The sequence below is a fragment of the Pseudomonas sp. NPDC088444 genome (genome assembly GCF_044900175.1).
Classification (GTDB): domain Bacteria; phylum Pseudomonadota; class Gammaproteobacteria; order Pseudomonadales; family Pseudomonadaceae; genus Aquipseudomonas.
Genome location: NZ_JBJDNK010000022.1, coordinates 25,171 through 48,132 on the forward strand (window position 1 = coordinate 25,171; position 22,962 = coordinate 48,132).

General features: G+C 58.4%; 24 protein-coding genes. 13 read left to right on the top strand and 11 right to left on the bottom strand.

The features are described from left to right. Positions 1–25 precede the first annotated feature (25 nt). The 3 genes from ACI2KB_RS28270 (at position 26) to ACI2KB_RS28280 (ending at position 2,045) form a co-directional block, all read left to right on the top strand. A complete protein-coding gene (locus tag ACI2KB_RS28270; protein ID WP_404640268.1) occupies positions 26–349 on the top strand; it encodes a 4-methylmuconolactone methylisomerase in 324 nt (107 codons plus the stop codon). Positions 350–398: 49 nt separating this feature from the next. Beyond that, complete coding sequence (catC, locus tag ACI2KB_RS28275) at positions 399–677, top strand: muconolactone Delta-isomerase (protein WP_404640270.1); 279 nt, start codon at positions 399–401, stop codon at positions 675–677. A 99-nt stretch (positions 678–776) separates the two neighbouring features. Beyond that, positions 777–2,045, top strand: a complete 1,269-nt coding sequence (locus ACI2KB_RS28280; protein ID WP_404640271.1) for an acetyl-CoA hydrolase/transferase family protein — start codon at positions 777–779, stop codon at positions 2,043–2,045. 115 nt (positions 2,046–2,160) lie between these two features. Here the strand turns inward: ACI2KB_RS28280 and catA are convergent, their stop codons facing one another. From catA to salA, 4 genes are all read right to left on the bottom strand, one after another. After that, positions 2,161–3,096 (bottom strand): catechol 1,2-dioxygenase, encoded by a 936-nt coding sequence (gene catA, locus ACI2KB_RS28285; RefSeq protein WP_404640272.1) that lies wholly within the window; start codon positions 3,094–3,096, stop codon positions 2,161–2,163. 49 nt (positions 3,097–3,145) lie between these two features. Further along, on the bottom strand, positions 3,146–4,267 hold the full coding sequence (locus ACI2KB_RS28290; protein ID WP_404640274.1) for a muconate cycloisomerase family protein: 1,122 nt from the start codon (positions 4,265–4,267) through the stop codon (positions 3,146–3,148). Positions 4,268–4,288: 21 nt separating this feature from the next. Next, positions 4,289–5,713, bottom strand: coding sequence for an MFS transporter (locus tag ACI2KB_RS28295; RefSeq protein ID WP_404640276.1), 1,425 nt, complete (start codon positions 5,711–5,713; stop codon positions 4,289–4,291). Positions 5,714–5,788: 75 nt separating this feature from the next. Continuing rightward, complete coding sequence (gene salA / locus ACI2KB_RS28300) at positions 5,789–7,090, bottom strand: salicylate 1-monooxygenase (RefSeq protein ID WP_404640278.1); 1,302 nt, start codon at positions 7,088–7,090, stop codon at positions 5,789–5,791. 148 nt (positions 7,091–7,238) lie between these two features. On the opposite strand from salA, the gene ACI2KB_RS28305 reads away from it, so the two are divergent. Next, positions 7,239–8,144, top strand: a complete 906-nt coding sequence (locus ACI2KB_RS28305) for a LysR family transcriptional regulator (protein ID WP_404640280.1) — start codon at positions 7,239–7,241, stop codon at positions 8,142–8,144. Here ACI2KB_RS28305 and ACI2KB_RS28310 read toward each other — a convergent pair. Further along, positions 8,106–9,059: a LysR family transcriptional regulator gene (locus ACI2KB_RS28310; RefSeq protein WP_404640282.1), complete on the bottom strand. Its 954-nt coding sequence runs from the start codon at positions 9,057–9,059 to the stop codon at positions 8,106–8,108. The two genes, ACI2KB_RS28305 and ACI2KB_RS28310, sit on opposite strands and share 39 nt — an antisense overlap. Before the next feature lie 138 nt (positions 9,060–9,197). On the opposite strand from ACI2KB_RS28310, the gene ACI2KB_RS28315 reads away from it, so the two are divergent. From ACI2KB_RS28315 to ACI2KB_RS28340, 6 genes are all read left to right on the top strand, one after another. Beyond that, positions 9,198–10,073, top strand: a complete 876-nt coding sequence (locus tag ACI2KB_RS28315) for an NAD(P)-dependent oxidoreductase (protein WP_404640284.1) — start codon at positions 9,198–9,200, stop codon at positions 10,071–10,073. A gap of 47 nt (positions 10,074–10,120) precedes the next feature. After that, complete coding sequence (locus tag ACI2KB_RS28320; protein ID WP_404640286.1) at positions 10,121–10,435, top strand: NIPSNAP family protein; 315 nt, start codon at positions 10,121–10,123, stop codon at positions 10,433–10,435. A gap of 11 nt (positions 10,436–10,446) precedes the next feature. Beyond that, entirely contained in the window at positions 10,447–11,418 is a 972-nt protein-coding gene (locus tag ACI2KB_RS28325; RefSeq protein WP_404640288.1) for a VOC family protein, read from the top strand. Then, positions 11,411–11,788 carry a YciI family protein gene (locus ACI2KB_RS28330; RefSeq protein WP_404640290.1) on the top strand — a complete coding sequence of 126 codons (378 nt, stop codon included), beginning with the start codon at positions 11,411–11,413 and terminating at the stop codon, positions 11,786–11,788. The genes ACI2KB_RS28325 and ACI2KB_RS28330 overlap by 8 nt, the downstream gene beginning before the upstream one ends. Before the next feature lie 9 nt (positions 11,789–11,797). Further along, entirely contained in the window at positions 11,798–12,751 is a 954-nt protein-coding gene (locus ACI2KB_RS28335) for a fumarylacetoacetate hydrolase family protein (RefSeq protein ID WP_404640292.1), read from the top strand. 149 nt (positions 12,752–12,900) lie between these two features. Beyond that, positions 12,901–13,851, top strand: coding sequence for a transporter (locus tag ACI2KB_RS28340; RefSeq protein WP_404640294.1), 951 nt, complete (start codon positions 12,901–12,903; stop codon positions 13,849–13,851). A 92-nt stretch (positions 13,852–13,943) separates the two neighbouring features. On the opposite strand, the gene ACI2KB_RS28345 is transcribed toward ACI2KB_RS28340, so the two are convergent. Both ACI2KB_RS28345 and ACI2KB_RS28350 read right to left on the bottom strand, forming a co-directional pair. Further along, complete coding sequence (locus tag ACI2KB_RS28345; protein WP_404640296.1) at positions 13,944–14,723, bottom strand: coniferyl-alcohol dehydrogenase; 780 nt, start codon at positions 14,721–14,723, stop codon at positions 13,944–13,946. A gap of 24 nt (positions 14,724–14,747) precedes the next feature. Next, a complete protein-coding gene (locus ACI2KB_RS28350; protein WP_404640298.1) occupies positions 14,748–16,199 on the bottom strand; it encodes an aldehyde dehydrogenase in 1,452 nt (483 codons plus the stop codon). A 197-nt stretch (positions 16,200–16,396) separates the two neighbouring features. Here ACI2KB_RS28350 and ACI2KB_RS28355 point away from each other — a divergent pair, with 197 nt between their 5' ends. Next, positions 16,397–17,281: a helix-turn-helix transcriptional regulator gene (locus ACI2KB_RS28355; protein WP_404640300.1), complete on the top strand. Its 885-nt coding sequence runs from the start codon at positions 16,397–16,399 to the stop codon at positions 17,279–17,281. A 110-nt stretch (positions 17,282–17,391) separates the two neighbouring features. On the opposite strand, the gene rclC is transcribed toward ACI2KB_RS28355, so the two are convergent. Continuing rightward, positions 17,392–18,003 (bottom strand): reactive chlorine resistance membrane protein RclC, encoded by a 612-nt coding sequence (gene rclC, locus ACI2KB_RS28360; protein WP_404640302.1) that lies wholly within the window; start codon positions 18,001–18,003, stop codon positions 17,392–17,394. A 125-nt stretch (positions 18,004–18,128) separates the two neighbouring features. Between rclC and ACI2KB_RS28365 the strand changes: the two genes are divergently transcribed. Beyond that, a complete protein-coding gene (locus ACI2KB_RS28365; RefSeq protein ID WP_404640304.1) occupies positions 18,129–19,118 on the top strand; it encodes an NADPH:quinone reductase in 990 nt (329 codons plus the stop codon). 77 nt (positions 19,119–19,195) lie between these two features. Here the strand turns inward: ACI2KB_RS28365 and ACI2KB_RS28370 are convergent, their stop codons facing one another. Together ACI2KB_RS28370 and ACI2KB_RS28375 are read right to left on the bottom strand one after the other, a co-directional pair. Further along, the gene (locus ACI2KB_RS28370) at positions 19,196–19,813 is read right to left on the bottom strand and encodes an isochorismatase family protein (protein WP_404640306.1); all 618 of its coding nucleotides are present in this window, start codon (positions 19,811–19,813) and stop codon (positions 19,196–19,198) included. 101 nt (positions 19,814–19,914) lie between these two features. Continuing rightward, on the bottom strand, positions 19,915–20,760 hold the full coding sequence (locus tag ACI2KB_RS28375; protein ID WP_404640308.1) for a pirin family protein: 846 nt from the start codon (positions 20,758–20,760) through the stop codon (positions 19,915–19,917). 115 nt (positions 20,761–20,875) lie between these two features. Here ACI2KB_RS28375 and ACI2KB_RS28380 point away from each other — a divergent pair, with 115 nt between their 5' ends. Next, the gene (locus tag ACI2KB_RS28380) at positions 20,876–21,802 is read left to right on the top strand and encodes a LysR family transcriptional regulator (RefSeq protein ID WP_404640309.1); all 927 of its coding nucleotides are present in this window, start codon (positions 20,876–20,878) and stop codon (positions 21,800–21,802) included. Between the two features lie 21 nt (positions 21,803–21,823). On the opposite strand, the gene cynR is transcribed toward ACI2KB_RS28380, so the two are convergent. Further along, entirely contained in the window at positions 21,824–22,708 is an 885-nt protein-coding gene (gene cynR / locus ACI2KB_RS28385; protein WP_404640311.1) for a transcriptional regulator CynR, read from the bottom strand. Positions 22,709–22,962: the final 254 nt, after the last annotated feature.

A 22,962-nucleotide genomic window follows, 5' to 3' on the forward strand; every position in this document is an offset into this window, starting at 1 on the left:
CTTCAGCCAGCCATTAGAGGCCCATATGATTCGTATCCTTTACCTTCTGGTTAAGCCCGACAGCATGACCCACGAGCAGTTCGAGAAGGAATGTGTCGTTCACTTCCAGATGTCTGACGGCATGCCGGGCTTGCACAAATATGAAGTGCGTCTGGTTGACCGCAATCCGACCGATACTCATGTGCCTTATCTGGATGTGGGTCGCATTGACGCAATTGGCGAATGCTGGTTCGAAAGCGAAGCCGCGTATCAGGTTTACATGGACTCGGATATCCGTAAGGCCTGGTTCGAGCATGGCAAATATTTCATTGGAAAACTCAAGCCGTTCGTCACTAAGGACGTGGTTTGAGTCCGCACGTTGCAAATGGCCTTACACCTCTGTCTATCAGGAGCACACCATGCTGTATTGCGTAGAAATGACCGTGAATATTCCTCGTGACATTCCCGCAGACGAAGTTGAAAAAATCAAAGTTGCCGAGAAGGCACGGGCTGTCGAGTTGCAAGAATCCGGCAAGTGGCCGCATCTGTGGCGCGTCGTTGGGAAGTACTCGAACATCAGCATCCTGGACGTCGACAGCAATGACGAACTCCATGCGCTGTTATCCAGCCTGCCGCTGTTCCCGTACATGACCATCCAGGTCACTCCATTGGCCAAGCATCCGTCGTCGATTTTCTGATGTCCATGGCGGCCCCTGGCGGGCCGCTTTTTCACTCTGAGCTCTGTCACAGGGGCCAACCGTGCTTCCACGACGAGCTCTTTGCGTGAGCTCTCAAAAATGCCTCTCGAACTCAATCCTGCCTCTCCTGACTTTTCCAGCCTGATCCACCCCGGCGCTACCCTATTGTGGGGGCAGGCCAATGCCGAGCCAGTAACGCTGACGCGGGCGCTCTTGGCGCAGCGCCACGACTTCAAGCGGCTGCGCATCATGCTGGGCATAGCCGGTAGCGATACGTGTCTGCCCGAACACGCCGACGCGGTCGATTTTTTCGCGTACTGTGGCGCTGGCAGTAATCGTGCCCTGGCAGATGCCGGTGTTCTGGACATCCTGCCCATTCACTATTCCCAAATGACGCAGATGCTGCGCAGCGGCGAGCTGCACATTGACGTCCTGATGCTGCAGCTGTCGCCCGCCGACGCTCATGGTCGCCATAGCCTGAGTCTGGCCAATGAATACCTGGTCGCGGCCCTTGAGCACGCCACTGTCGTAATTGGGGAAGTCAACCGACAGGCCCCTTGGACTTACGGCGAGCGCACACTGAGCCTGACGGATCTCGACGCGGTCATGTATACCGATCGCAGCCCCTTGACCAGCGGCAGCGCAACGATCCGCGCTATCGACACCCAGATTGCCTGGCATATCGCACAGCTCGTGGAGGATGGCTCGACTTTGCAGACCGGGATCGGTGCAATCCCCGACGCCGTGCTCGGCGCGCTGACCGATCATCGAAACCTGGGTGTGCATTCCGGCAGCATAGGTGACGGCGTCATGCGTCTGATGCAGAACGGAGTAATCAACAACTCGCGCAAGACTCGCGATACGGGGGTGAGCATCGGTGGCATCCTGATGGGCAGCCAGACACTCCACCAGTTCGCTCACCGTAACGACGCTCTTCAACTGCGTTCGACAAGCTACACCCATGACGCCCAGGTATTGGCGAGCCTTGACCGTCTGGTGGCGATCAACTCTGCCGTGGAGGTCGATCTATCAGGTCAGATCAATTCCGAAGCCGCCGCAGGGAGTTACCTTGGGGCGGTCGGTGGCGCACTGGATTTCATGCGCGGTGCGCAGCAATCGCGAGGGGGGTTACCTGTCATTGCGTTGCCATCGAGCGCGGGCGCCAAAAGCCGAATCGTGCCTCGACTCAATGGCCCGGTAACCATCCCGCGCAGTGATGCCGGGTTGATCGTTACGGAACATGGCGTAGCCGACCTGCGGGGGCTGACCATCAAACAACGGGTTCGCAAGATGCTCGATATTGCGTCACCTCAGCACCAGGCAGACCTGGAACAGGCGTGGGCAAGCGGGGGGATCGCCGGGCGTTAAACATCTGCGCTAAACGGTATACCCAATGCGCAAAAGCCCCGTCACAACGACGGGGCTTTTGCCAGAGGAAGGGCAATCAGGTGAGATTGTCCCGTCTGATGTTCGGGGTCGGTCTTCACTGGCCCATGCGAGGACGATGGCTGCGCCGCTGGGCTTCGGGGCTCACTGCGCTCTGTAGCTGAAAGTCGAATCTGAGCTCGGCGAATCGTCGCCCGTCCAGACCACGCGCTTTTGAGGCATCAGGGTTGTCGTTGATCACCGCCTCACCCACCAGCCCCTCGCGGGTGGCGTAAGCAAAGTCATCCCAGAGGTAGGCATCACCTGCCAGATTGATTTGGCTCGTCAGGTGACGATGACCGTCGGCGCTGACGAACACATGAATGTGCGCAGGACGCTGCCCGTGGCGACCAATCGCATTCAGACACTCCTGAGCAGGGCCGTGCGGATCCAGACCATAACCACTGGGAATGATACTGCGCGCCCTGTATCGACCCTCGGCGTCGGTCTGTATACGGCGTCGCAGGTTGAACTCCGATTGACTAGGGTCGAAAAAAGAGTAGGTGCCATTGGTGTTGGCCTGCCACATATCGACGACCGCCCCGGCAACGGGCTTGCCGGCGGTGTCACGCACCACGCCCTCGATGAACAGCGGCGTGGCAACGTCGTCCTCGCTGCCATCGTCCATGCGCGTCTGGCCCACGCTCAAAGGCGCGTTGGCAACGTAAAGAGGCCCTTCGATGGTTCTGGGTGTTCCACCTGTGAGGCCTGCCTGTGCGTCCTTGGCATCCTGCAGCAGGTCAATGAAGTGCTCCAGGCTCAAACCTGGCAGCAGAAGACCGAACTCGGTGTGCTTACCGACCCTGTTCATCAGGTCGACGGCAATCCAGAACTCATCTTCGGTCACCTCAAGGTCTTCGATGACCTTGGCGGCGTCGGTGATAAGGCGCAGCAGAATCTGCTTGAGCCTGGGGCTCCCTTGATCGTTGTTGAGGCCGGCAGCCTCCTTGAAAAGGGCCTGGACTTCTGGCGTGTGGCTGATTTTTACGGTCATGTTCTATACCTCTTTTTTGTTGTAGGGGCAGGCATCCACGGTTCTTCCGTCAGGTGCGACGGAACCGCGTGAGGCGATCTTCGTCCAGGAAAAGTCCCAGGCCGGGCGTGTTGGGAACGTGCAATTCAAAATCACGGTAAACAGGTGCCTGGGTGACGATCTCCTCGGTCAGCAGCAGGGGGCCGAACAGCTCGGTCCCCCACAACAGCTTCTTGAGGGTCACGAACGCATGCGCCGAGGCCAGCGTACCGATGGCACCTTCCAGCATCGTCGCGCCATACAGCGAGATGCCTGCAGCCTCGGCGATCTGTGCCGTGCGAAGCACTGCGCGCGGACCACCGTTTTTGGCAATTTTCAGGGCGAAGACACTGGCTGCTCCGTCTGCGGCCAGGCTGAAAGCGTCCTCGACCGACTCTATCGATTCATCGGCCATGATCGCCGCCGGACTGCGCTGATTGAGTCGGACCTGACCGGCGCGATTGACCCGTGTGATCGGTTGTTCAATCAGTTCGATACCGTTGTCGCCCAGCACCTGGCAACCGCGAATGGCCTGTGACTCGTCCCAGTACTGGTTGACGTCCACACGCACACTCGCAAGGTCACCCAATGCACGTTTGATGGCGATGACATGCTTGAGGTCCTGGTCCAGTGGATTGGCACCGATCTTCACCTTGAAAATGCGATGACGACGCAGGTCCAGCAGCTTCTCTGCCTCGGCGATGTCCCGGGCAGTCTCGCCACTGGCGAGCACCCAGCCCACTTCAACGCTGTCACGAACACGACCACCGAGCAGTTCACTGACGGCCAAACCATGGCGTTTGCCCTGAGCATCTAGCAGTGCGCTTTCCAGTCCCGACTTGGCGAACGTATTGCCCTTGGCGATCCTGTCCAGACGCTGCATGGCCGCGTTCAGGTTGTCGGCGTCCATTCCCAGCAGTGCAGGTCCCAGATGACAGTCGATGTTGGTCTTGATGCTTTCCGGGCTTTCGTACGCATAAGACAAGCCGCCCACCGTGGTCGACTCGCCCAGCCCCTCCACGCCATCGCTGCACCGCAGACGAATGATGACCAGGGTCTGCTGCGAGATGGTGTGCATCGCCAGCTTGTGTGGCCGAATGGTTGGCAGATCGACAAGGATTGCCTCGATACTTTCAATTTTTGCAGCGCTCATGTTCGATTCCAGTTCCAGGTTTTATAGATCAGGCGGCCGCACCCACAGCCGCGGGTCGGTGCCTTGCTCGACTGAAGCAGGTGAGGGCAGAGGTGACGATGCAGAGGCTGCCACCGGTCTTTCAGAATCGACAGTTATCAGATGCCAGTGGCTTAGCCTGATCATGAACACCGCGATGGCGGCTGCTCCGATCAGGCCAGGAACCGCAAAGGCCAGAAACGAGAAGTGCAGGGGCAGCTCCAGCGCATGCGCGGAGGCACCCACCAGCGGGCCGGCAATGGCCCCGAAACGTCCGATACCCATGGCCCATCCCAGCCCAGTTGAACGAATGTGCGCCGGGTAGTACTGGACTGCGAAGGCATTGGCCAAAATCTGCGCGCCTGTCGTACCGGCACCGGCGGCGGCAATCAACGCATACAAAACCGGCGCTGGCGCTTCAATCGCCATCATCGCCAAGACCACGCCGCTCGCCGCAAGAAAGGCCAGCAGCACTTTGCCCAAGCCAAGCCGATCGGCAAGCCAGCCCCCTGTCAGCGAGCCGACAATGGCACCCAGATTCAGGATCAATAGGAAGGCGATGCTCGACGTTGTGCCGTAGCCGGCGGTGTTCATCAGCTTCGGCAGCCAGGAGCTCAGGCCATAGATCATCAACATGCTGCAGCAAAAGGCAAGCCACAGCATCAGCGTGTTGACCAGCCTGTGCTCGGTGAACAACTGCCCGATCGAGACCTTGTCACTCTGGCCGGCCTCGGGTCGCAGCACATCATTGGTATGGGGTGTATAGCTAGCTACTACTTGGCTCAGAAGCACCTGTGCGCGAGGCGTATACCCGCGTCTCAACAGGAAGTTGATGGATTCCGGCAGTTGCCTGACCATCGATGGCAACACCAGCAATGGGATCGCTGCGATGAAGAACACCGAGGGCCATCCCCACTCTGGAATCAGCGCCATGCCGAGCCCGGCGGACGCCATCCCGCCCACCGAGTAGCCCGTGAACATGAGCGCAATCAATCGGCCGCGAAGGCGTTGCGGAGCGTACTCATTCATGAGCGCGATCACGTTGGGCATCACGCCACCGATACCGATGCCGGCTATGAAACGCAAAACTGCGAACTGTGTCGGTGAGTCGGCGAAGCCGGTGACGGCCGTTACGCCACTGAACAATACGACACACACGGTGATGGTATTGCGTCTGCCAACACGATCGGCCAGCGGTCCGAATAGCAGAGCCCCCAACATCATGCCCATCAGCGCGCAACTGGCAAGCAGACCCGCCTGTAGGGCGCTCAGTCGCCACTCTTGCATTAAAGACGGGAGCACAACGCCGTAGATGACCAGGTCATAGCCGTCGAACACGATGATCAACGCGCACCAAAACAGCAGGCGTAGGTGGAAGGGATTCAGCCGTGCTTCAGCGAGCAGCGCAGAGACATCGATGTTTCGCATGGGTGGGTTCTGTTTGTCGTTATTATTGAGCCGAGGGCGCGATCGTGGCGCGCCCTCGGGTACAGCCCCAGCCGGTCAGGACGCGGCCAGTTGGTGCTCCCAGCCCAGAAGCGAACGCGCCTGAGCGACATCGGTTTGCGGATCGTGATGCCACAACCAGTTGAAACGGGTTTCGAGCTTGTCGGCCAGGACCTTTTCGTCGGCCGCAGCTTCCGGGTCACGCATTTCGTAGAGTTCGCCAGCCTGAGTCGAGGTGCGCTGAACCTTGCATGCCCTTGGGCGGCGCACTTGGTCGTAGGTCTTCAGCACGGCGTCGAGATTGCCGGTGTTCAAGCGCGAGTCACCCAGCAGGCGCGCCAGGAAGTAAGCATCTTCGAGGCCCTGGCCGGCTCCTGCGCCCTGGTGAGGCAGCATGGCGTGAGCCGCATCACCAATCAGAACGACACGGTTGTAGACATAGCCTGGCAGTTCAGCGAGATCGTGCAGCGCCCAATAGGTGGGTTCGGGGATGCATTCGAGCAGGGTGCGGGCAGCTTCGCCCCAACCTGCGAAATCTTCGAGCATCTGCGCCTGACTGGTTTTACGCACCCACGGCTCGCTGGCCGGCCACTGCGGAGAATCAGAGGAGCGGTCAGACAGAAACGCAACGACGTTGATGATTCGGCCTTGTTTGACCGGGAAGGTCAGGATATGGCCATCTTTGACCAGATACATCTGGGGAACATCCACCAGATGGGTGTCCAGACCCTTTGCTCGATAGGCAGCGCGCAGGGTTTCACTGTCAATCATGCCGCGATAGGCGCAGGTGCCAGTAAATCGAGGCTCGGCAGGTTCAGCGCCAATGCCCTGCAGCACGTGGCCGCGAATGACCGACTTCACACCGTCGGCGGCGATGAGCAGATCACAACGGTAATCGGTGCCGTCGGCAAAGACGACCCTGGCTTCATCACCATTCTGTTCGACGCTGACAGCGCGCTTGTCGAACTGAGCAATGCCTTCTGGCAGGTGGGTGGTCAGTACATCGAGAAAGTCGGCACGGTGGACTGAAGATTGCCCCACTCCAGGCATCACCGTCGTCGCCAGGTACTTGGAGTCGCCTTCGCCGCGGCGCCATTCGAACCACACATCTTGCCAGGGAGCTGGTGTGCGGTCTTCGACTTTGCGGTAGGCGTCACCAATGCCCAGACCATCCAGGGCGCGTACCGAGTTGGCACCGAAGGCGACGCCAGCGCCGACTTCACCAAAGGCTGGAGCTGCTTCAAATAGCTGGATATCAAGATTGCTGTTGCGTGCCAGATCAAGTGCCAGGGCGACACCGGAAATGCCGCCACCCACGATGCCGACGCGCAGAGTTGGTTGGGAGTTGTTGTTGGACATGTGTGGTTACCCATGGAGAGTTCTTGTTGTGGTACTCATCATGGGTTTCGTCGCGACATTGATAAATGCAGCGATCGATATATCGAATATCACAGTTATGAATATTTCTCTGAGGTATGCTTTGGTCAGGCATTCAGAGTGAAGCACGATGGAACTACATGATCTGGACATGAATCTTCTGGTCATCTTCAACCAGTTGCTGCTGGACAGGCGTGTATCAACCGCTGCGGACAGTCTGGGATTGACGCAGCCGGCGGTCAGTAATGCGCTCAAACGCCTGCGTGGTGTGCTGGGCGACGAACTGTTCGTGCGCACCTATCACGGCATGCAACCGACTCCTTATGCCGAGCAGTTGGCAGAGCCGGTGCTGCAGGCGATGGACACGCTGCGTGATGCCCTAAGTCGGGCGAACACCTTCGACCCTTCCACCAGCGTCCGGACTTTCCGGTTGGTGATGACCGACATTGGCGAAATCAATCTGATACCTCGGCTGATGGATGAACTGGCCCGCCTAGCGCCTGGTTGTGTCATCAGCACCGTGCGGGAAAGTCAGGTAGGCCTGAACGAAGATCTGCAAGACGGTACGGTAGACCTCGCGATCGGTCTGATTCCGCAACTTCGGGCGGGCTTTTTCCAGCGTCGGCTGATGCGTCAGCATTACGTCTGTCTGTGCCGCAAAGACCACCCTGCGACCCGCGAGGCATTGACCCTCGACCGATTCAGCGCCTACGGCCACGTGCGAGTGGTTGCGGCCAATACCGGACATGGCGAAGCGGACGTCCTGATGACGCGCCTGGGCATCAAGCGCTCAGTGCGGTTGGAGGTGCCGCACTTCGCTGCAGTGGGCCATATCCTGGAGCGCACCGACCTGCTGGCCACGGTTCCCGAACGTTTTGCCGCCATCAGTCGGGAGCATTTCGATCTCACTGCGCTGCCTCATCCGGTGCCGTTCCCGGAATTCTCGGTGAACATGCTCTGGCATGCCCGGTATCACCGTGATCCGGCTAATCGTTGGTTACGACAGCTGATTTTCGATCTGTTTTCCGAGGGCTGATCCCGGTGTTGCGGGCTGCTCGAGGGACTCGCGCAAGGCTTGAGCGACCAGTTCCCTGAACCATCTGCTTTGTGGGTCGCGATGGAAACGGTCGTGCCAGTACAGAGCGATATCGAACGCCGGCAGCTTCAACGGCAGTGGTTTGAGCCGCAGCGCAAAGAACTGCGCCAGTGTGCTAGCCAGCACTTGCGGTGCCGCCCACAGCATGTCCGAAGCGAGCAGCAGGTGAGGGGCCGAGAGGTACTGGGGAATGCGCACACCTATGTTGGATCGTGCGCCTTCCTCGACCAGCGCACGCTCAAGCGCAACATGCCCTGTACCCCCGGTTTCGACCAGCAGATGCTGCTGGGAAAGGAAGCGCGACAGCGTCATCTCCGAGTCGGCGAGGGGGTGTCCTTCCCGCATTACGCAGACGTAGTGTTGGGATGACACACAGGTTCGATGAATGTCTGTTTTCAACATCGGAAGGTAGCCGATCGCCAGATCGATGCGCCCGGTCGATAGCCCGCTCAAGGTGTCTTCAACTGTGCTGGCGACCGTCTGTAACCGGCTTGCGGGCGCCTGGTGATGCAGTGCCTTGATGATCGCGGGCAGGCACACGGCCTCACCGATATCCCGTGTGCGCAGGGTGAATGTCTTTCGGCAATGCCTGGGGATGAACTCAAGCGTGTGACTTTGCGCCTCGCGCACCAGGTCCAGCGCCTCCAGCAGCCCTGGCGCGATCTGTCCGGCAAAGGGCGTAGGCTCCATTCTGCGTCCGACCATGGTGAACAGCCGGTCGCCATACTCCTGCCGCATCCTCTTGAGCGAGCCGCTTACTGCCCCTTGGGTAACCCCCAGATTCTCTGCCGCGACGGACACCGAGTGGTCGCGCCACAGGGCCTCGAATGTAAACAGCAGATTCAAATCTTTCATCAGGCGAGCCTCGTATCACTTTCATTACTACTTAAGAATCACTGTAGCTATTTGTTCTGGGGGGGCAGTCAGGCCTAAGTTAACAGCCATCAACGTCCTGCGTTCGCGCAGGTCACAATAACAACAAGAGAGTGTCCAATGTCTTCTATCACCATCGGCATGGTGGGGATCGGCCAGCTCGGTCTTCCCATCGCAACCAACCTGCTCGCTGCAGGTTTTCGAGTGGTGGGTTACCGCCGCCGTGATCGTGACGCTTTTGTCGAACTCGGCGGCATCGCGCTGGAGTCTCCAGCCCAGGTCGCCAACCAATCCGATTTTATCCTCACGTGTCTTCCGGGCGAGGCTGCCCAACTGGAAGTCATGGAAGGGCCTGAAGGGTTGCTCGCAGCGCTGCGGCCAGGGCATACCTTGATCGAAATGGGTACCTATCAACGCAGCTTCAAGGAAGAGATGGCCCGGCGTATCGAAAGCAAAGGCGCCCGTGTCCTGGAAGCTGAAGTCAGCGGATCCCCACCGTTGGTTCTGGCTCGCAAGGCTTCGCTGTTTCTGGGCGGTGATGAGTCACTGATCCAAGACTGTCAGCCGGTGCTCAGTGCTATCGCCGACATTCAGTTTCGCATCGGTGAGTTCGGTTGCGCTGTGGCGATGAAGCTGATCGCCAACTATCTGCTCACCATCCACACCCTGGCCGCCGCCGAGGCATTGAATCTTGGGGTCAAGGCAGGCTTCGACGCCGAGAAAGTGGTCGAGGTGATCAGCAAGAGCGCGGGTAACTCAATGATGTTCACCGTTCGCGCTCCCATGATGGCCGCCAGGAAGTTCACCCCGGCGCCAGGCCCACTGGTGACGTTGGAAAAGTATCTGGAGATGGCAGGTGAACTTTCCGAACGTTTGGGATGCGCCTCACCGTTATTCGATGTTGCCCAATCCTATTTCAACCGTGCCCGCGACATGGGCATGGGCGAAGAAGACATTTCGGCGGTGATCAAGCTGATCGAACGAGATTCGAACTGATCCGGCACCGATTCCTTTCGTGTACGTCCCCAACAAGAGAGAACGACATGCTTATCGAACAACGCACCTACTACCTCAAGCCTGGCACCCTGCATGACTTCCTTCGTATCTACGAAGAGGAAGGTTTGAAGATGCAGAGTGAGGCGTGGGGCAACCTGATTGCCTATTTGAAGCCTGAGACCGGCGACGTCAATCGCGTCATTCACCTCTGGGGCTTTTCAAGCTTTGAAGACCGTGCCCAACGCCGTGCGGCGCTGTCGAGTAATCCCAAGTGGCGTGAGTTTCTCGGCAAGGCCGGGCACATGGTCACAGCCCAGCATGCCGAGCTGCTGAGCGGCGCACCGTTTTCTCCGATCAAGTAAGGAGATCCATCATGATCCGTTTTCTTCATCATGTAGGCCTGTCGGTCCCGGACCTGGAAGTCGGTCGCGCTTTCTACGAGACCTTTGGCGTTGAGGCGCGAGTGTCCGGCGAACATCTGGTCCTGCGTTGCAAAGGTCGGGCTCAAGACCAGATCCGTCTGATGCCAGGCAGTCCCAAACGCCTGAGCTACGTGGCGTACGGCACTGATGCCGAAGGCATCAAGCAAATCCGCAAGAACCTCAAGAAGCATAACGTGACGCTGCACGATGCACCGTTCGAAATCGATACGCAGGGTTTGTGGTTCCTGGATCCGAGCAACGACTGGGTTCATGTGTGCGAAGGTGTTGAAGCACCATCTTCACCGCGCCCCACGCCTGAGGTAAATACCCATGGCCGCTATCGCCGGATAGGCGAGCGGGCGTGTGATCTCACTTCGTCGTCCCGTCAGGCCTCGCCCTTGCGCCTGGGACACTTGATCAAATTCAGCCCCGACGTGGACCGCTCAGTGGCGTTTTACACTCAGGTCCTTGGCATGAAGGTGTCAGACAAGGCTGCGGATATCCTGGCGTTTCTGCGATTCGGTTGCGGCGGTGATCACCATGCCCTTGGCTTGGCGAAAAGCTCTCACAGTGGATTGCATCACTTGAGTTTTGAAGTGATGGACATTGACGAGATCGAACTGGGCGCCCAGAACCTGATTTCCAAAGGCTACACCAACGCCTTTGGCCTCGGTCGGCATGTGGGTGGATCGAACTACTTCCATTACATTCGGGATCCGTGGAACAGCCTGGTCGAATATTTCTGGGACATCGACGTCGTGCCCGAGGACGACAGCGACTGGGTGGTACTCAACGCATCTGGTCCTCACGAGTTGGCCGCGGTATGGGCAGTGAGCCCGCCACAGGAAGACTTCGCGCAGAACTACGAAGCACCGGCTGATGCCGCCTCTCCGGCGCTGCTGGAGGCTCTCGCCAATGGCTGACCTGACCACCGAGAAAGACCTGCTGGCCGGGATGCTCAACAAGCCGTTGTTCGTCGCGTTCCGCAGCCCTCGCAACCTTACGCGCATGTCTGAGCTGCTGGGCGCTCATTTGCAGTGGGCGATCGCCGCGCAGAATCGTGGCGAGTTGTTCGCCTCCGGGCCTTTCGTGTCCGACCAATACAGCCCGGGACAATTGGGCGGCATGAGCATCTTGCGTGCATCTGATCAGGAGGAGGCAGAGCGCCTGGTCCAGGCCGACCCTTTTATCGCCAACGGCGTGTTCGGCGTCGAGGTCCGCAAGTGGATGCTCATGGAAGGGGGCCTCACGGTGCACGTGACCTTCTCCAATCAACGCGCTTCGCTTCTGTAAGGGTGGCCCATGAAATACCAACTTTTCGCTTACCAGTCGGATGCGGCAGTGCCTGTCACCGGAATGCTCATCGACAACCGTGCCTATGATTTGAGCCAGCTCGCCGCCACGATTGCGCCTGAGCTGGCCGGACAGGCTCTGGACGCGTTGCTGGAAGAGTGGAGCAGTGCCAACGAGCACCTGCAGGCGCTCGCTGACCGTGTTGGACGACACCCTGCAGCGTTTGAGGACCAGGCTCTTGATCTTGAGATGCTGGAATTTGCGCCGCCGTTGCAACGTCCGGGGGCCATTTATGCCGCCGGGGCCAACTATCGCGATCACGTTGCAGCCATGGCCCGCGCCTTCAACATGAACCTTTCGCTTGACCCGCGCAGCGAAGGCATCGCGCCCTGGCATTTCATCAAGGCCGGACGCGGTACGTTGTCGGCCCACAAGCAGATCGTGGAAATGCCTCACGGGACGCAAAAACTCGACTGGGAAGCCGAGCTCGCTGTGGTCATCGGTCGTCGCGCGTACCGCGTCAGCAAGGACAAGGCCCTGGACTACGTGGCCGGATACAGTTGCGCCAACGATCTGTCATCACGCGACAGCCTGGTACGTGCCAACGTCGACACCAGCTCACCATTTCGTTTCGACTGGATCGGCCACAAAGTATTCAACGGCGGCTGTCCGCTGGGCCCTTACTTCACCCCTGCGCAGTTTGTCGAAGATCCGGAAAACCTTGATATCAAGCTGTGGCGCAACGGGAAGCTGGAGCAGGACTCCAACACGTCCAACCACCTCTACGGGGTAGCTGACCAGATCGAATACCTGACGCAGCGGGTCGAGCTGTTCCCCGGTGACATCATATTGACCGGAACGCCAGCCGGCGTCGGTATGGAAAAAGGCGTGTTCCTCGCGCGTGGCGACGTGCTGAAAGTGTGGATCGATGGGCTGGGCGAGTTGGACACCATCATTGCCTGATCCCGCTTGACCCCGCCCACCCTTTCGGTCGGCGGCTTCCGAGGCTGACCTTTGCTCATTCCCTGTCACAGGGAAGGGCTTTGTGCAGCCTCAAATCCGTAACACCTGCACACACGACCTACACAAGCATAAGAAGAAGGTACGAGGATATGAGGCGTATAGCCCGATTCCCCAACGCAGCAGTACATCCGTTCGCCACAGCCTTGATCGCAGGTGCGCTGCTCAACGCCACGTCAGCCCATGCCACCGAAGGTGGAGGAAGCGGGTACCCGGTCGGCGTCAACACCGTGCAATCAGGAAGACTTCCTCCTCCGGGTTTGACCACGTTCTATTACCTGAGTGACTACAACGCCAACTCCACAAAAGACAGCAGCGGTCATGACAAGGCGGGGATCCACAACTTCGATCTGGACGTGAAGGCGCTATCGATCCGGGTCGACTATGTCTATTCGGACTTCACCCTCTTCGGCGCCAAGGTGGAGAGCCGCTTCGCACTGCCTCTGGTCAAGGGCGACATCAGTTTCGACGTGGACACGCCAAGAGGACGCGTTCATCGCTCGGAAAAACAGGATGGCGTTGGCGACCTGACCGCGGTTCCGCTGATTCTGAGCTGGAGCACCCCACGGTTTCATCAACTGCTGGGGCTGGACATCGTCACGCCGGTGGGGTCTTACGACAAGGACAGGTTGTTCAACCCGGGACGCAACACCTGGTCTTTTGGGCCGTGGTATGCCTTCACCGCGTACCCGATCGAGAACCTCGAAATCAGCTCCAAGATGGTTTACTTCATCAACAAGAAAAACGATGCAACGCGCTATCGTTCAGGTAACGAGTTCAACGCCGACTACAACATTGGCTACAACATCACCAAGGAGTGGCAGGTTGGTGTAAACGGTTACTACTACAAGCAAACCAGTGATGACGTGCAATTTGGGGAGACCGTAGGCGATGGTAACCGCGGCCAGGTATTTGCGTTCGGCCCAGCGATCAAGTACCAGGTGCCCGGCTATGGGTTCGCCATGAAGTGGCAGCACGAAATGAAAGTTGAAAACCGGTCTGAGGGCGACCGTCTTTGGTTACAGGCCGTTTACAGGTTCTGACTTCAGCTTCCGCCGCTGGCGCAGCTCATGCGCCTCGTCATGGGTCGGGCCGCCTGCGATTCAAAGACCGGAGGAGGCCCGTGCCGAGCATCTCAAGCCAGCCCGTGCCGGGCAAGGGTCAACATGGATGACATGCCGCCATCGGCGGTGATGTTCGCACCCCGCAGCCAGGCCGCACCATCGCTCTGAAGGAAAGCCACGATCGGTGCAATATCGCTAGGGCTGGCGGGACGATCCATTACGCGCATGTCTTCCTCAGCTCGTTCGCCGAGCGTCTGGATAAAGTCCGCCAGGATAGGGGTATCGACGGGACCGGGGCTGACGCAATTCATGCGAATCCCTCTTTCACGCCACGTCCAGCGGTTCATATGCGTCCAGACCACCAGATATTCCTTGGAGAAAAAATAGCTCCTGGAGCCCTCAATGCCATGGTTTTGGCAGAACGCATCGACGGTTGAAAAATCGACGGATTCGAATGCCTTGATCGTGTCGACTGAATCGGGCCAGCCGATGCCTGCCAACGACGCCAGGTGGGTGATTGATGCACCGTCCGCCAGATTTGTATCGATCAAATCCAGCGTCAGTTTCTTCAAACCCAACACATTGACCTTGAGCACCTGCGTGGCAGGAGCCGTCGGAGGAAGGCCTGCGATATTGCACAAACCGTCAATGTGCTTTGGCAGGGCCTGGACCAGCCTGTCGATGGAGGCTGGGTCGCACAAATCAGCTCTGTAGAAGTCGTCTACGTTTTCGACAACCGCATTGCGGTCGACACCTATCACCCTCGCGCCCTGCAGTTTCAGTTCCCTAGCAGTCTGGGCGCCGATGCCCGACGCTGCTCCAGTCACGACAATGACTTTACCGTTCAACATCGTTTTCTCCTTTTTGATCGACCATCAGATGGGAAAATGCCCAGGCGCTGTCTGGATGGTGATCCAGCGTAGATCCGTGAATTCGTCGATGGCGGCCTTGCCGCCAAATCGCCCGTAACCACTGGATTTGACGCCTCCGAACGGCACCTGGGGTTCATCCGCTACCGTCGGCCCATTGATGTGACAGATGCCCGATTCGATCCGGCGTGCAACCTCGATCGCCTTGGTGATGTTCTGGCTGAAGACAGCGGCCGAGAGGCCATATTCGGTGTCGTTGGCCATGGTGACGGCCTCGTCCAGACAGCCTGCGCGGATGATGGAAACACAAGGGCCGAAGCTCTCTTCATGAAAGACCCGCATGCCACGCGTGACGTGATCGATGACAGTCGGCTGGACGATGGCGCCCATGACATGCCCACCCGATACCAGGGTGGCGCCTCTGTCCAGGGCGTCGGCGACCAGCGCGCGGAGGCGCTCGGCTGCTCCCTCGTTGACCACCGCACCGAGCGGTGAATGGTCTTCTCGAGGGTCACTTGCTTGCAGTGTGTCGACCTTGGCCTTGAAGCGCGCGACGAACTCGTCGGCGATTGAGTCCACTACAATCACGCGTTCGGTAGACATGCAAATCTGTCCCTGATTCATGAAAGCACCGAAGGCCGCAGCTTTCACCGCTTCGTCCAGGTCGGCGTCTTGGAGCACGATCAAAGGTGCCTTCCCTCCCAATTCCAGCAAGCAAGGCTTGAGGTGACGAGCGCAGGACTGAGCGATCAGGCGGCCGACCCGCGTCGAGCCGGTAAAATTTACACGTCGCACGGCTGGGTGGGCGATGAGCGCCTCGACGACCGCGCTTGCGTCCTCAGGAGCGTTATTCAACACATTCACAACGCCTTTGGGGAAACCGGCTTCGCGGCACACGTCAGCAATCAGCCAATGGGTTTTGGGGCACAGTTCTGACGCTTTGAGAACCACGGTATTGCCACATGCCAACGGCATCGCAATGGCGCGTGTACCGAGAATGACCGGAGCGTTCCATGGCGCGATGCCGACGCAGACGCCCGCCGGTTGCCGTATCGACAGGTTGAGGGAGCCGCTGTGGTCAGAGGGAATGACCTCACCGCTTACCTGAGTGGTCAGGCTGGCGGCTTCACGAAAGATGTTTGCGGCCAACTTACAGTTGAACAGGATCCACATTCGGGTCGCCCCGGTTTCCTGGACTGCGGCGTCGGCAAACTCGCTCGCGCGCCGTTGCAGAATATCAGCGGCGCGGTTGAGCAAAGCACGTCGCTCGCCCGGAGGCATGGCAGACCAGGCGGGGAATGCAGCGGCGGCCGCGTTTGCAGCACTGTTGGCGTCATCTGCCGTGCCAGCCGCGGCGAGGGTTACGGGTTCCCCACTGACAGGGTTTATACGTTGAAAACTCTCTCCCGAATCGGCATCAAGATCTTCATTGTCGATGATCAAACGCGCTTCATGCATTTCCTAACCTCCAGCATTTGTATTGTTTTTAGTGAGTGCCGCAGATGTTTTCGAGATGCGCGGTCGACACCAGGTACTCCAGAAGCTCTGGACGGATTTAAACAACTTGGATCAGGATTGAGAATGCGTTTTTTTGGGCGAATATTGCGAGAAATTGGCATTCTGTCATGCGACATTCTGCGGATCAGGTGATCGTCTTGAATACATCGGGTCATATCCATTCACATGCCTGGTGCGAAACGCTCGAGGTTTCACTACGGTCGCGAACTCTCGATCTGACGAGGCGTTCGCCCGCCGGCAAGCACCACCTTCTCTTGATCGAGTCTGGCGAAGCGATTGTGACGATTGCAGACCAACGCCACGTCGTTCAAGCACCAGCCATCTGCAGCATTGCCGGCGAAAGTGTTGCTCGGGTGCAAGTGCGTGCAGGCGCCAGTGTCCGATTGATCGCCTGTTCCGGCGAGATGCTGGTCGATTCGATTGGGGACTTGCCAGAGTCGTTCGCGTTGAGGATTCTCACGGGACGCTCGATCTTCAGTGGCATGGACAACGAAGTCTTCAGGCAAATCAAGCAGCTGTTTTCCGGGATCGCACGAGAGCTGACTCACGGTCAATCGTCCTGGATCGCGACGTGCGCCTATCTGCGGCTGCTGCTGGTTGAGCTCTCGCGTATTACGGGCCTGACCGAACAGACGCGTGGCGGCGAGGTGACTTCTGTGTTGCAGCGCTTTCGCAATCTGGTGGAGATTCACTTTCGAGTCCACCGCCCCATCAATGATTATGCATTGCAACTGGGTATCACCCAGGATCGCTTACACGCGATCTGTACTCGCGAACTTCAGCGCACGCCGCTGGCGTTGCTGCATGAGCGGGTGCTGCATGAGGCGAAACAGCGACTGGAGCGCTCATCGAATACTATCCAGCAGATATCGGCAGGGCTCGGGTTTCGAGACGCAACCTACTTCAGCCATTTTTTCAAAAGGAAGACCGGCTTCTCGCCGGCGCAATATCGGCAGCAGGTTCTTCACAACGGAGCGGTTAGCGCAGCGGCGCAGCCTTGTGAGTTTTCGGACTGGCCATGACGGGGGCAGCGGCTGGACCAGCCGCGCCCAATATTGGCATCGTCAGGGATGAGACTCGATTTGAGGGGCATCATTGAGCACCCCCGCTGGTTTCAGGTCGCATGCCTCAATCAGATACTCGCCGCTTCATAAGGCCGCGCTACGCGCTTGGCTTCGAGCAACTGGCGGGCGGAGTCCGCGATCATGACCACTGCGCCAGCGAGCATGAGCACGTCCTTGAGTACCAGCCTGCCGCCGCCGGAGAGATACGGGAATCCGAAATTGGCGTCACCCATGCTCGACACCCATGCTTCGGGCGTCGTAATCAGGAACGAGAGCGTGACGATCGGGGTCAGAAACGCGAAGATCGAACCCACCATGCCCAGACGACGGGAGAAGCCATACGACAATACCAGCAGGCCAATCAGGATCTCGACCGAACCCAGACCGTCAGAGAAAGCGTAGGTATGGTTCTCGGTCTGCCATTGGCGTTTGACCGGGTCGAGTTGCCCCTCGTGAGTCAAATGTTCCTTGTATTGCTCCGGGTGTTCGTAGAAAAACGACATCACCGGACTGTTGGCTACAAAGGGCGTAATACTGTCGGCTTCGTAGGGAACGAACTTCAGTGCGCCGATCCACAGGAATATAATGGCCACGCCAACCCTGATCAGATGGACGCCGAGTCGGTCCAGTCTGGTGGCCTTGGTAAGGACTGTTTCAAGCAATGTATTTTGAGCGGTCATGGCGCGAGCCCCTGATCTGAGTTGAGGGGTTCAGCTTAAGATTTACAGGCAGATGCTTTGTCCGTGATCGGCTCAATTTCTATCGCAATCATCTCATTCACGGACTTTTCGCCGGGACAGGTTTTATGAAAGCAGCGTATTACGATCAGGTGGGTCCCGCAGGTCAGGTATTGAAGGTCGGTGAAGTGCAGACGCCGCTGCCGGGACCGGGAGAGGTGAGGGTCCGAATCGCTTTTTCGGGGTTGAACCCAAGCGACATCAAGGGGCGTGGTGGTTTCAAAGGCGCGATGGCTTATCCGAGAGTCATCCCCCATCAGGATGGTGCGGGCATCATCGATGCGGTGGGTGAGGGCGTTGCCCAGTCAAGGCTCGGCGAGCGTGTCTGGGTCTTCGAGGCACAGACGGGGAGGGCATTTGGCACTGCTGCCGAGTTCGTGGTTCTGCCAGCCGATCGCGCGATCGCTCTGGCCGATGAGGTCAGTTTAGAGCAGGGGGCAAGTCTGGGGATCTCTGCGCTCACTGCCCATCGCTGTCTGTTCGCCGACGGGGATCTTCGCGATAAAAAAGTGCTGGTTCATGGCGGGGCCGGGGTGGTTGGACGCAGCGCCATCCAGTTGGCAAAGTGGGCCGGTGCCTGGGTCGTGACGACGATCCGCCACGAACGTGATCGGGAAACAGCACGAGCATCAGGTGCTGATCTTGTCGTCAATATGCGCGAGGACGATGTCCCATCCAGAGTCATGGCGGCCACTGACAATACCGGAGTGGACCGGATTGTCGAAGTCGACCTGGCGAGCAACCTGGAGTTGGATATGGCATGTCTGGCCAGGGGCGGCACGGTGAGCGCCTACTCGGTTGAGGCCCCTGATACCGCTGTCTCAATTCCCGTGCTCAAGGCCATGGTCAATTGCTGGGTGGTGCGCTTCATCCTGGTCTACACCATGCCAGAAGAGGCCAAACGCGCCGCGATACGCGACGTGACTGCTTGTCTCGCTGCGGGAAGCTACAAGCCGTTTGTGGGCCAGGTTTTTTCGCTTGAGCAGATCGCCCAAGCTCACGACGCGCTCGACGCTCGCAACGTCAAAGGGCACATGCTTATTCGGGTCTCGGACTAACGAAACGGCGTGACCTTCGGGCGGGCGAGTCGGACGTTGAGTCATCACTCAACGCCCGACTCTGGTGCGGCAGACTGTCAGGCCTTGGCAGCCAAGTAGCTGGCGTTGAGGTTACCGTAGAACGGCAGGTGTTCGCCCATGATGTCGGCGAGGGCCTGTCCGGTTTCGTTGCGCCAGTCGGCTTGTATCTCGGCAGCCACGGCAACCCACGTCATCGGCACCACCCCGGCCTGAACCATGCGTGCGATCGCGACTTCCTGTACCAGCTTGCTCCATGTCCCGGAGGCGTCGATCACGGCGTACACCTCATAGCCTGCCTTGATTGCAGAAAGCGCGACGAAAGTGACGCAGACCTCGGTCGAGACACCCGCGATGATCAGTTTCCGGCGGCCGGTTTTCTCGATGGCCGCGACCATGTCCGGGTTGTCCCATGCGTTGATTTCACCAGGACGATGGATAATCGGTGCGTCCGGCAGCGTCTGTGTGATGATCGGCAGGACCGGACCGTTAGGGCCGTCGGCCGCACTGGTGGTGATGATACTCGGCAGTTTGAACGCTTTCGCAAGTTTGGCCAGCGCCGCCACTGCGGTCATGTATTCGGGAAGGCTCTGGTCGTGTATGCCATTGGAAAGCCCGGTTTGATGGTCGACGAACAGTACGGCTGCCGTATCAGCGCCAAGATGGTCATAACTCATGGATGACTCCTTGATTGAGTGGAAGTGATCTTCGCGCAGCACACCCGTCAAGCGGGAGCTTTGCGCGGGGGAAACCGGATGCAAGGGGAGTGATGCAGATGTCAGAGAGGCGACAATCGCCCCATCTCTCCAGCCACGTAGCGGGAGTAGGCAGCCTGAAGTCCCGCCTGGTCGTTCATGACGAACGGGCCATAAGCCGCTATGGGCTCCTTGGGGTCCACACCGGAGAGGATCAGCAGGTGAGCACCTGCATCTGTGGTTATACTCACGTGGTCAGGTTCAGCACCGTAGCTGAGCGAGATAGCCTCATGGGCGGATAGTTGCTGCTGTTCACCGCTGCCTTCTATTTCTAGGTTGCCGGACAGCACGTGGAACATGACGTTTTGTCGATCCACGAGATTGAGCGAGAAACGGGATTCAAGCTTCAAGTCAAAGAAACTGAACGGCTCGGCAGGCTTGATCGGGCCTGTCACGCCGTTGAGCGTCCCGGCTACGACCCTGACATGGGCGCCTTCTGTCGTCACACTGGGGATCTGATCACTGTCAGCGTGGAGCATGGCCGGTGCCAGAGTCTTGTTGGCTTTGGACAAATTGACGAACAGCTGCAAGCCGTGAACTTCGATACCGGGTGTGGCCGGTTGTTCATCATGCACGACGCCGCGTGCCGCCTGAGTCCACACCATGGCCCCTGGTTCAATGACGATGTCGTGGCCGAGGGAGTCTCGGTTACGCAGGCCGTCGGCTGAGTCTTCGAACAGATAGGACACTGCAGAAAAGCCCGCATGGGGGTGTGGCGGAAATGTTGGGCCCGACGTGCGGAAATGATCGAAACCTATCACCGGCGCGGCTAAACCATTCATTGCATCGACGTTCAGGCGATGCGCCGAGAAATGGGCGCTGAATGCCGAGTACGACGCCTGCGCAACTGGGGAGAACTTTATAGACATTCCTGAAAATCCTGCTTAGGCATCTAGATGCCTGAATCGAGTGAAGCATGTTAGGCCACACCCTCATCACCGATAAGGTGGCCCGACCACCCTAGACTGTTGCAGGACAGCACTAATGATAGAAGACCTCAATGATCTTCAGTTTTTCGTACTCGTGGTGCGCCATAGTGGGTTCACGGCGGCCGCCAAAGCATCGGGTATTGAAAAGACCCGCTTGAGTCGACGCATCGCCATCCTCGAATCCCGATTGGGCGTTCGTTTGTTGCACCGGAGCACGCGGCAGATTTCGCTCACCGAAGCCGGACAGCAGTTCTACGCCCAATGCCGCGTGATCGTGGAGGGGGCCAACGGGGCCTTTGACAGTGTCGCGAACCTGCAGGTCGAGCCCACAGGGCTAGTGAGGCTCAGCTGCCCTCAAGTCATGGCCGAATCCTATCTTTCACCTATCTTGCCTGCATATCTCGCGGCGCACCCGAAAGTGCGCCTGGAGCTGGATGCTTCGGATCGGGCTGTCAACCTTGTGGAAGAAGGTTTCGATCTAGCGCTGCGTGCACGGGCAGAGATTGAGGACGCTTACGGTTTGGTCGCCAGACGTCTTGGGACAGCTCGGCGGGTTTTGGTTGCCAGCCCATCGTTTCTCTCCCGCCATGGCACGCCTGCTTCATTGCAGGAGCTGGCACTGCTCGATACGTTGTGCCGTCCTGGCGAAGTACAGGACGGGAAGGGGAGGTGGTTGCTGCACAACGGCAATGAACAGCAGGTGTTCATTCACTCGCCGCGCATGCTTATGGATGGTTTGAGAATGCAACTTGAAGCTGCAGTCAACGGGCTGGGTGTTGCATTGCTGCCAGAGTCCATTGCGGCTTTGGCGATACAGCGCGGTCAGCTGCAACTTGCATCCCAGATGTGGACGGGCGCGGCGCATATTATCCACCTGTTGTATCCCACCCCGAAAGGCATGCTGCCTTCGGTTAGAAGCCTGATCGACTACCTGTCGATTCATCTCCCCGCGAGTATTCAAGAGCGAAGCATCGAGGTTTGACTGCCTGTTTTGGCCGTGCCGTTAACCCATCGAAAGGGTACTGCGTACAAGCCTTTCAAATGCCATCGAGGCAGTGCTCTGGTAAGTGTTTCTTTTCTTGAGAAGCGCTGCTGTGCGCTGCGGAGCCTCATCGGCGAAGTCGATTTTCCTGATCGAACGATCTTCATTGGCTGTGGCTTGCGGAAGAACGGTTGCCAGCCGCGCATGCCGCACGATCTCAAGCAACGCATTCACTGAGCTGGCTTCCAGCACGACATTGGGTTTTATGCCTTGGTCACGACAGTAGTCATCTATGCAGGTGCGGGTGATGAACGTACTGGTCAGCAAGGCCAGAGGCAGCGTCGCCAGTTCTGTGGTTGCGAGAGGGGATTGACGATCGTATAACGGGTGGCCTTGACCCACCATCAGTGCCAGGCGTTCTGTATAGAGCGCCGACCACTCGATGTCTGGGTTCCATACTTCGCTGAACGCGATGGCAATATCGAGTGAGTCCTCGGCCAGTGCCGCTTCAATGTCACTCATCGATAGCTCAAAGACTTCCAGATGGATACGAGGGTACTCGGCAAGGAAATCGCGGACCAGGGGACCCGCCAGATAGGCCATGAAGGTAGGCGTCATGGCAACCCGAAGGTTGCCTCGGGACAGGTCCTTGACGTCATGGATCGCCCGTTTTCCGGCCTCGAGATCTCTGAGCACCCGCCGTGCGTACTCCACATATACCGCACCAGCATCTGTGGTCTGCACGGTACGTCCTCCACGATCGAGCAACTCCGCTCCGAGTGATTCCTCCAACTGCTTTATCTGCTGTGACAACGTCGGTTGAGACACGTAGAGCGCTTGGGCTGCACGGGTGAAGTTGCCGTGGTCGACGACGGCCAGAAGATAACGCAGATGGCGCAGTAGCATGGTGGACACCTATAGGCTGTGCTTATTCGAAGTATTGCATATGGGTCTTGGATCTAATAATTCGTTTGCTCCATTCTCGACTCCACAGCCAGCCAATACGACGGCGCTGTTCAACCAGACCCTTGCACCGGAGTGAACATCATGACCCAGTCCAATGCCTACCAGGATCCAACGCTGGCCCTGACCGCCAAACTGCTCGACAGCAAATCCCGTAAAGGTTTCACGTTTGAACAACTGGCCGAAGGCACCGGCCT

What these genes read in the sequence shown, in the direction of transcription:
- ACI2KB_RS28270 (WP_404640268.1), top strand. Translation starts at nt 26, where the DNA reads ATGATTCGTATCCTTTACCTTCTGGTTAAGCCCGACAGCATGACCCAC.
- catC (WP_404640270.1), top strand. Translation starts at nt 399, where the DNA reads ATGCTGTATTGCGTAGAAATGACCGTGAATATTCCTCGTGACATTCCC.
- ACI2KB_RS28280 (WP_404640271.1), top strand. Translation starts at nt 777, where the DNA reads ATGCCTCTCGAACTCAATCCTGCCTCTCCTGACTTTTCCAGCCTGATC.
- catA (WP_404640272.1), bottom strand. Translation starts at nt 3,096, where the DNA reads ATGACCGTAAAAATCAGCCACACGCCAGAAGTCCAGGCCCTTTTCAAG.
- ACI2KB_RS28290 (WP_404640274.1), bottom strand. Translation starts at nt 4,267, where the DNA reads ATGAGCGCTGCAAAAATTGAAAGTATCGAGGCAATCCTTGTCGATCTG.
- ACI2KB_RS28295 (WP_404640276.1), bottom strand. Translation starts at nt 5,713, where the DNA reads ATGCGAAACATCGATGTCTCTGCGCTGCTCGCTGAAGCACGGCTGAAT.
- salA (WP_404640278.1), bottom strand. Translation starts at nt 7,090, where the DNA reads ATGTCCAACAACAACTCCCAACCAACTCTGCGCGTCGGCATCGTGGGT.
- ACI2KB_RS28305 (WP_404640280.1), top strand. Translation starts at nt 7,239, where the DNA reads ATGGAACTACATGATCTGGACATGAATCTTCTGGTCATCTTCAACCAG.
- ACI2KB_RS28310 (WP_404640282.1), bottom strand. Translation starts at nt 9,059, where the DNA reads ATGAAAGATTTGAATCTGCTGTTTACATTCGAGGCCCTGTGGCGCGAC.
- ACI2KB_RS28315 (WP_404640284.1), top strand. Translation starts at nt 9,198, where the DNA reads ATGTCTTCTATCACCATCGGCATGGTGGGGATCGGCCAGCTCGGTCTT.
- ACI2KB_RS28320 (WP_404640286.1), top strand. Translation starts at nt 10,121, where the DNA reads ATGCTTATCGAACAACGCACCTACTACCTCAAGCCTGGCACCCTGCAT.
- ACI2KB_RS28325 (WP_404640288.1), top strand. Translation starts at nt 10,447, where the DNA reads ATGATCCGTTTTCTTCATCATGTAGGCCTGTCGGTCCCGGACCTGGAA.
- ACI2KB_RS28330 (WP_404640290.1), top strand. Translation starts at nt 11,411, where the DNA reads ATGGCTGACCTGACCACCGAGAAAGACCTGCTGGCCGGGATGCTCAAC.
- ACI2KB_RS28335 (WP_404640292.1), top strand. Translation starts at nt 11,798, where the DNA reads ATGAAATACCAACTTTTCGCTTACCAGTCGGATGCGGCAGTGCCTGTC.
- ACI2KB_RS28340 (WP_404640294.1), top strand. Translation starts at nt 12,901, where the DNA reads ATGAGGCGTATAGCCCGATTCCCCAACGCAGCAGTACATCCGTTCGCC.
- ACI2KB_RS28345 (WP_404640296.1), bottom strand. Translation starts at nt 14,723, where the DNA reads ATGTTGAACGGTAAAGTCATTGTCGTGACTGGAGCAGCGTCGGGCATC.
- ACI2KB_RS28350 (WP_404640298.1), bottom strand. Translation starts at nt 16,199, where the DNA reads ATGCATGAAGCGCGTTTGATCATCGACAATGAAGATCTTGATGCCGAT.
- rclC (WP_404640302.1), bottom strand. Translation starts at nt 18,003, where the DNA reads ATGACCGCTCAAAATACATTGCTTGAAACAGTCCTTACCAAGGCCACC.
- ACI2KB_RS28365 (WP_404640304.1), top strand. Translation starts at nt 18,129, where the DNA reads ATGAAAGCAGCGTATTACGATCAGGTGGGTCCCGCAGGTCAGGTATTG.
- ACI2KB_RS28370 (WP_404640306.1), bottom strand. Translation starts at nt 19,813, where the DNA reads ATGAGTTATGACCATCTTGGCGCTGATACGGCAGCCGTACTGTTCGTC.
- ACI2KB_RS28375 (WP_404640308.1), bottom strand. Translation starts at nt 20,760, where the DNA reads ATGTCTATAAAGTTCTCCCCAGTTGCGCAGGCGTCGTACTCGGCATTC.
- ACI2KB_RS28380 (WP_404640309.1), top strand. Translation starts at nt 20,876, where the DNA reads ATGATAGAAGACCTCAATGATCTTCAGTTTTTCGTACTCGTGGTGCGC.
- cynR (WP_404640311.1), bottom strand. Translation starts at nt 22,708, where the DNA reads ATGCTACTGCGCCATCTGCGTTATCTTCTGGCCGTCGTCGACCACGGC.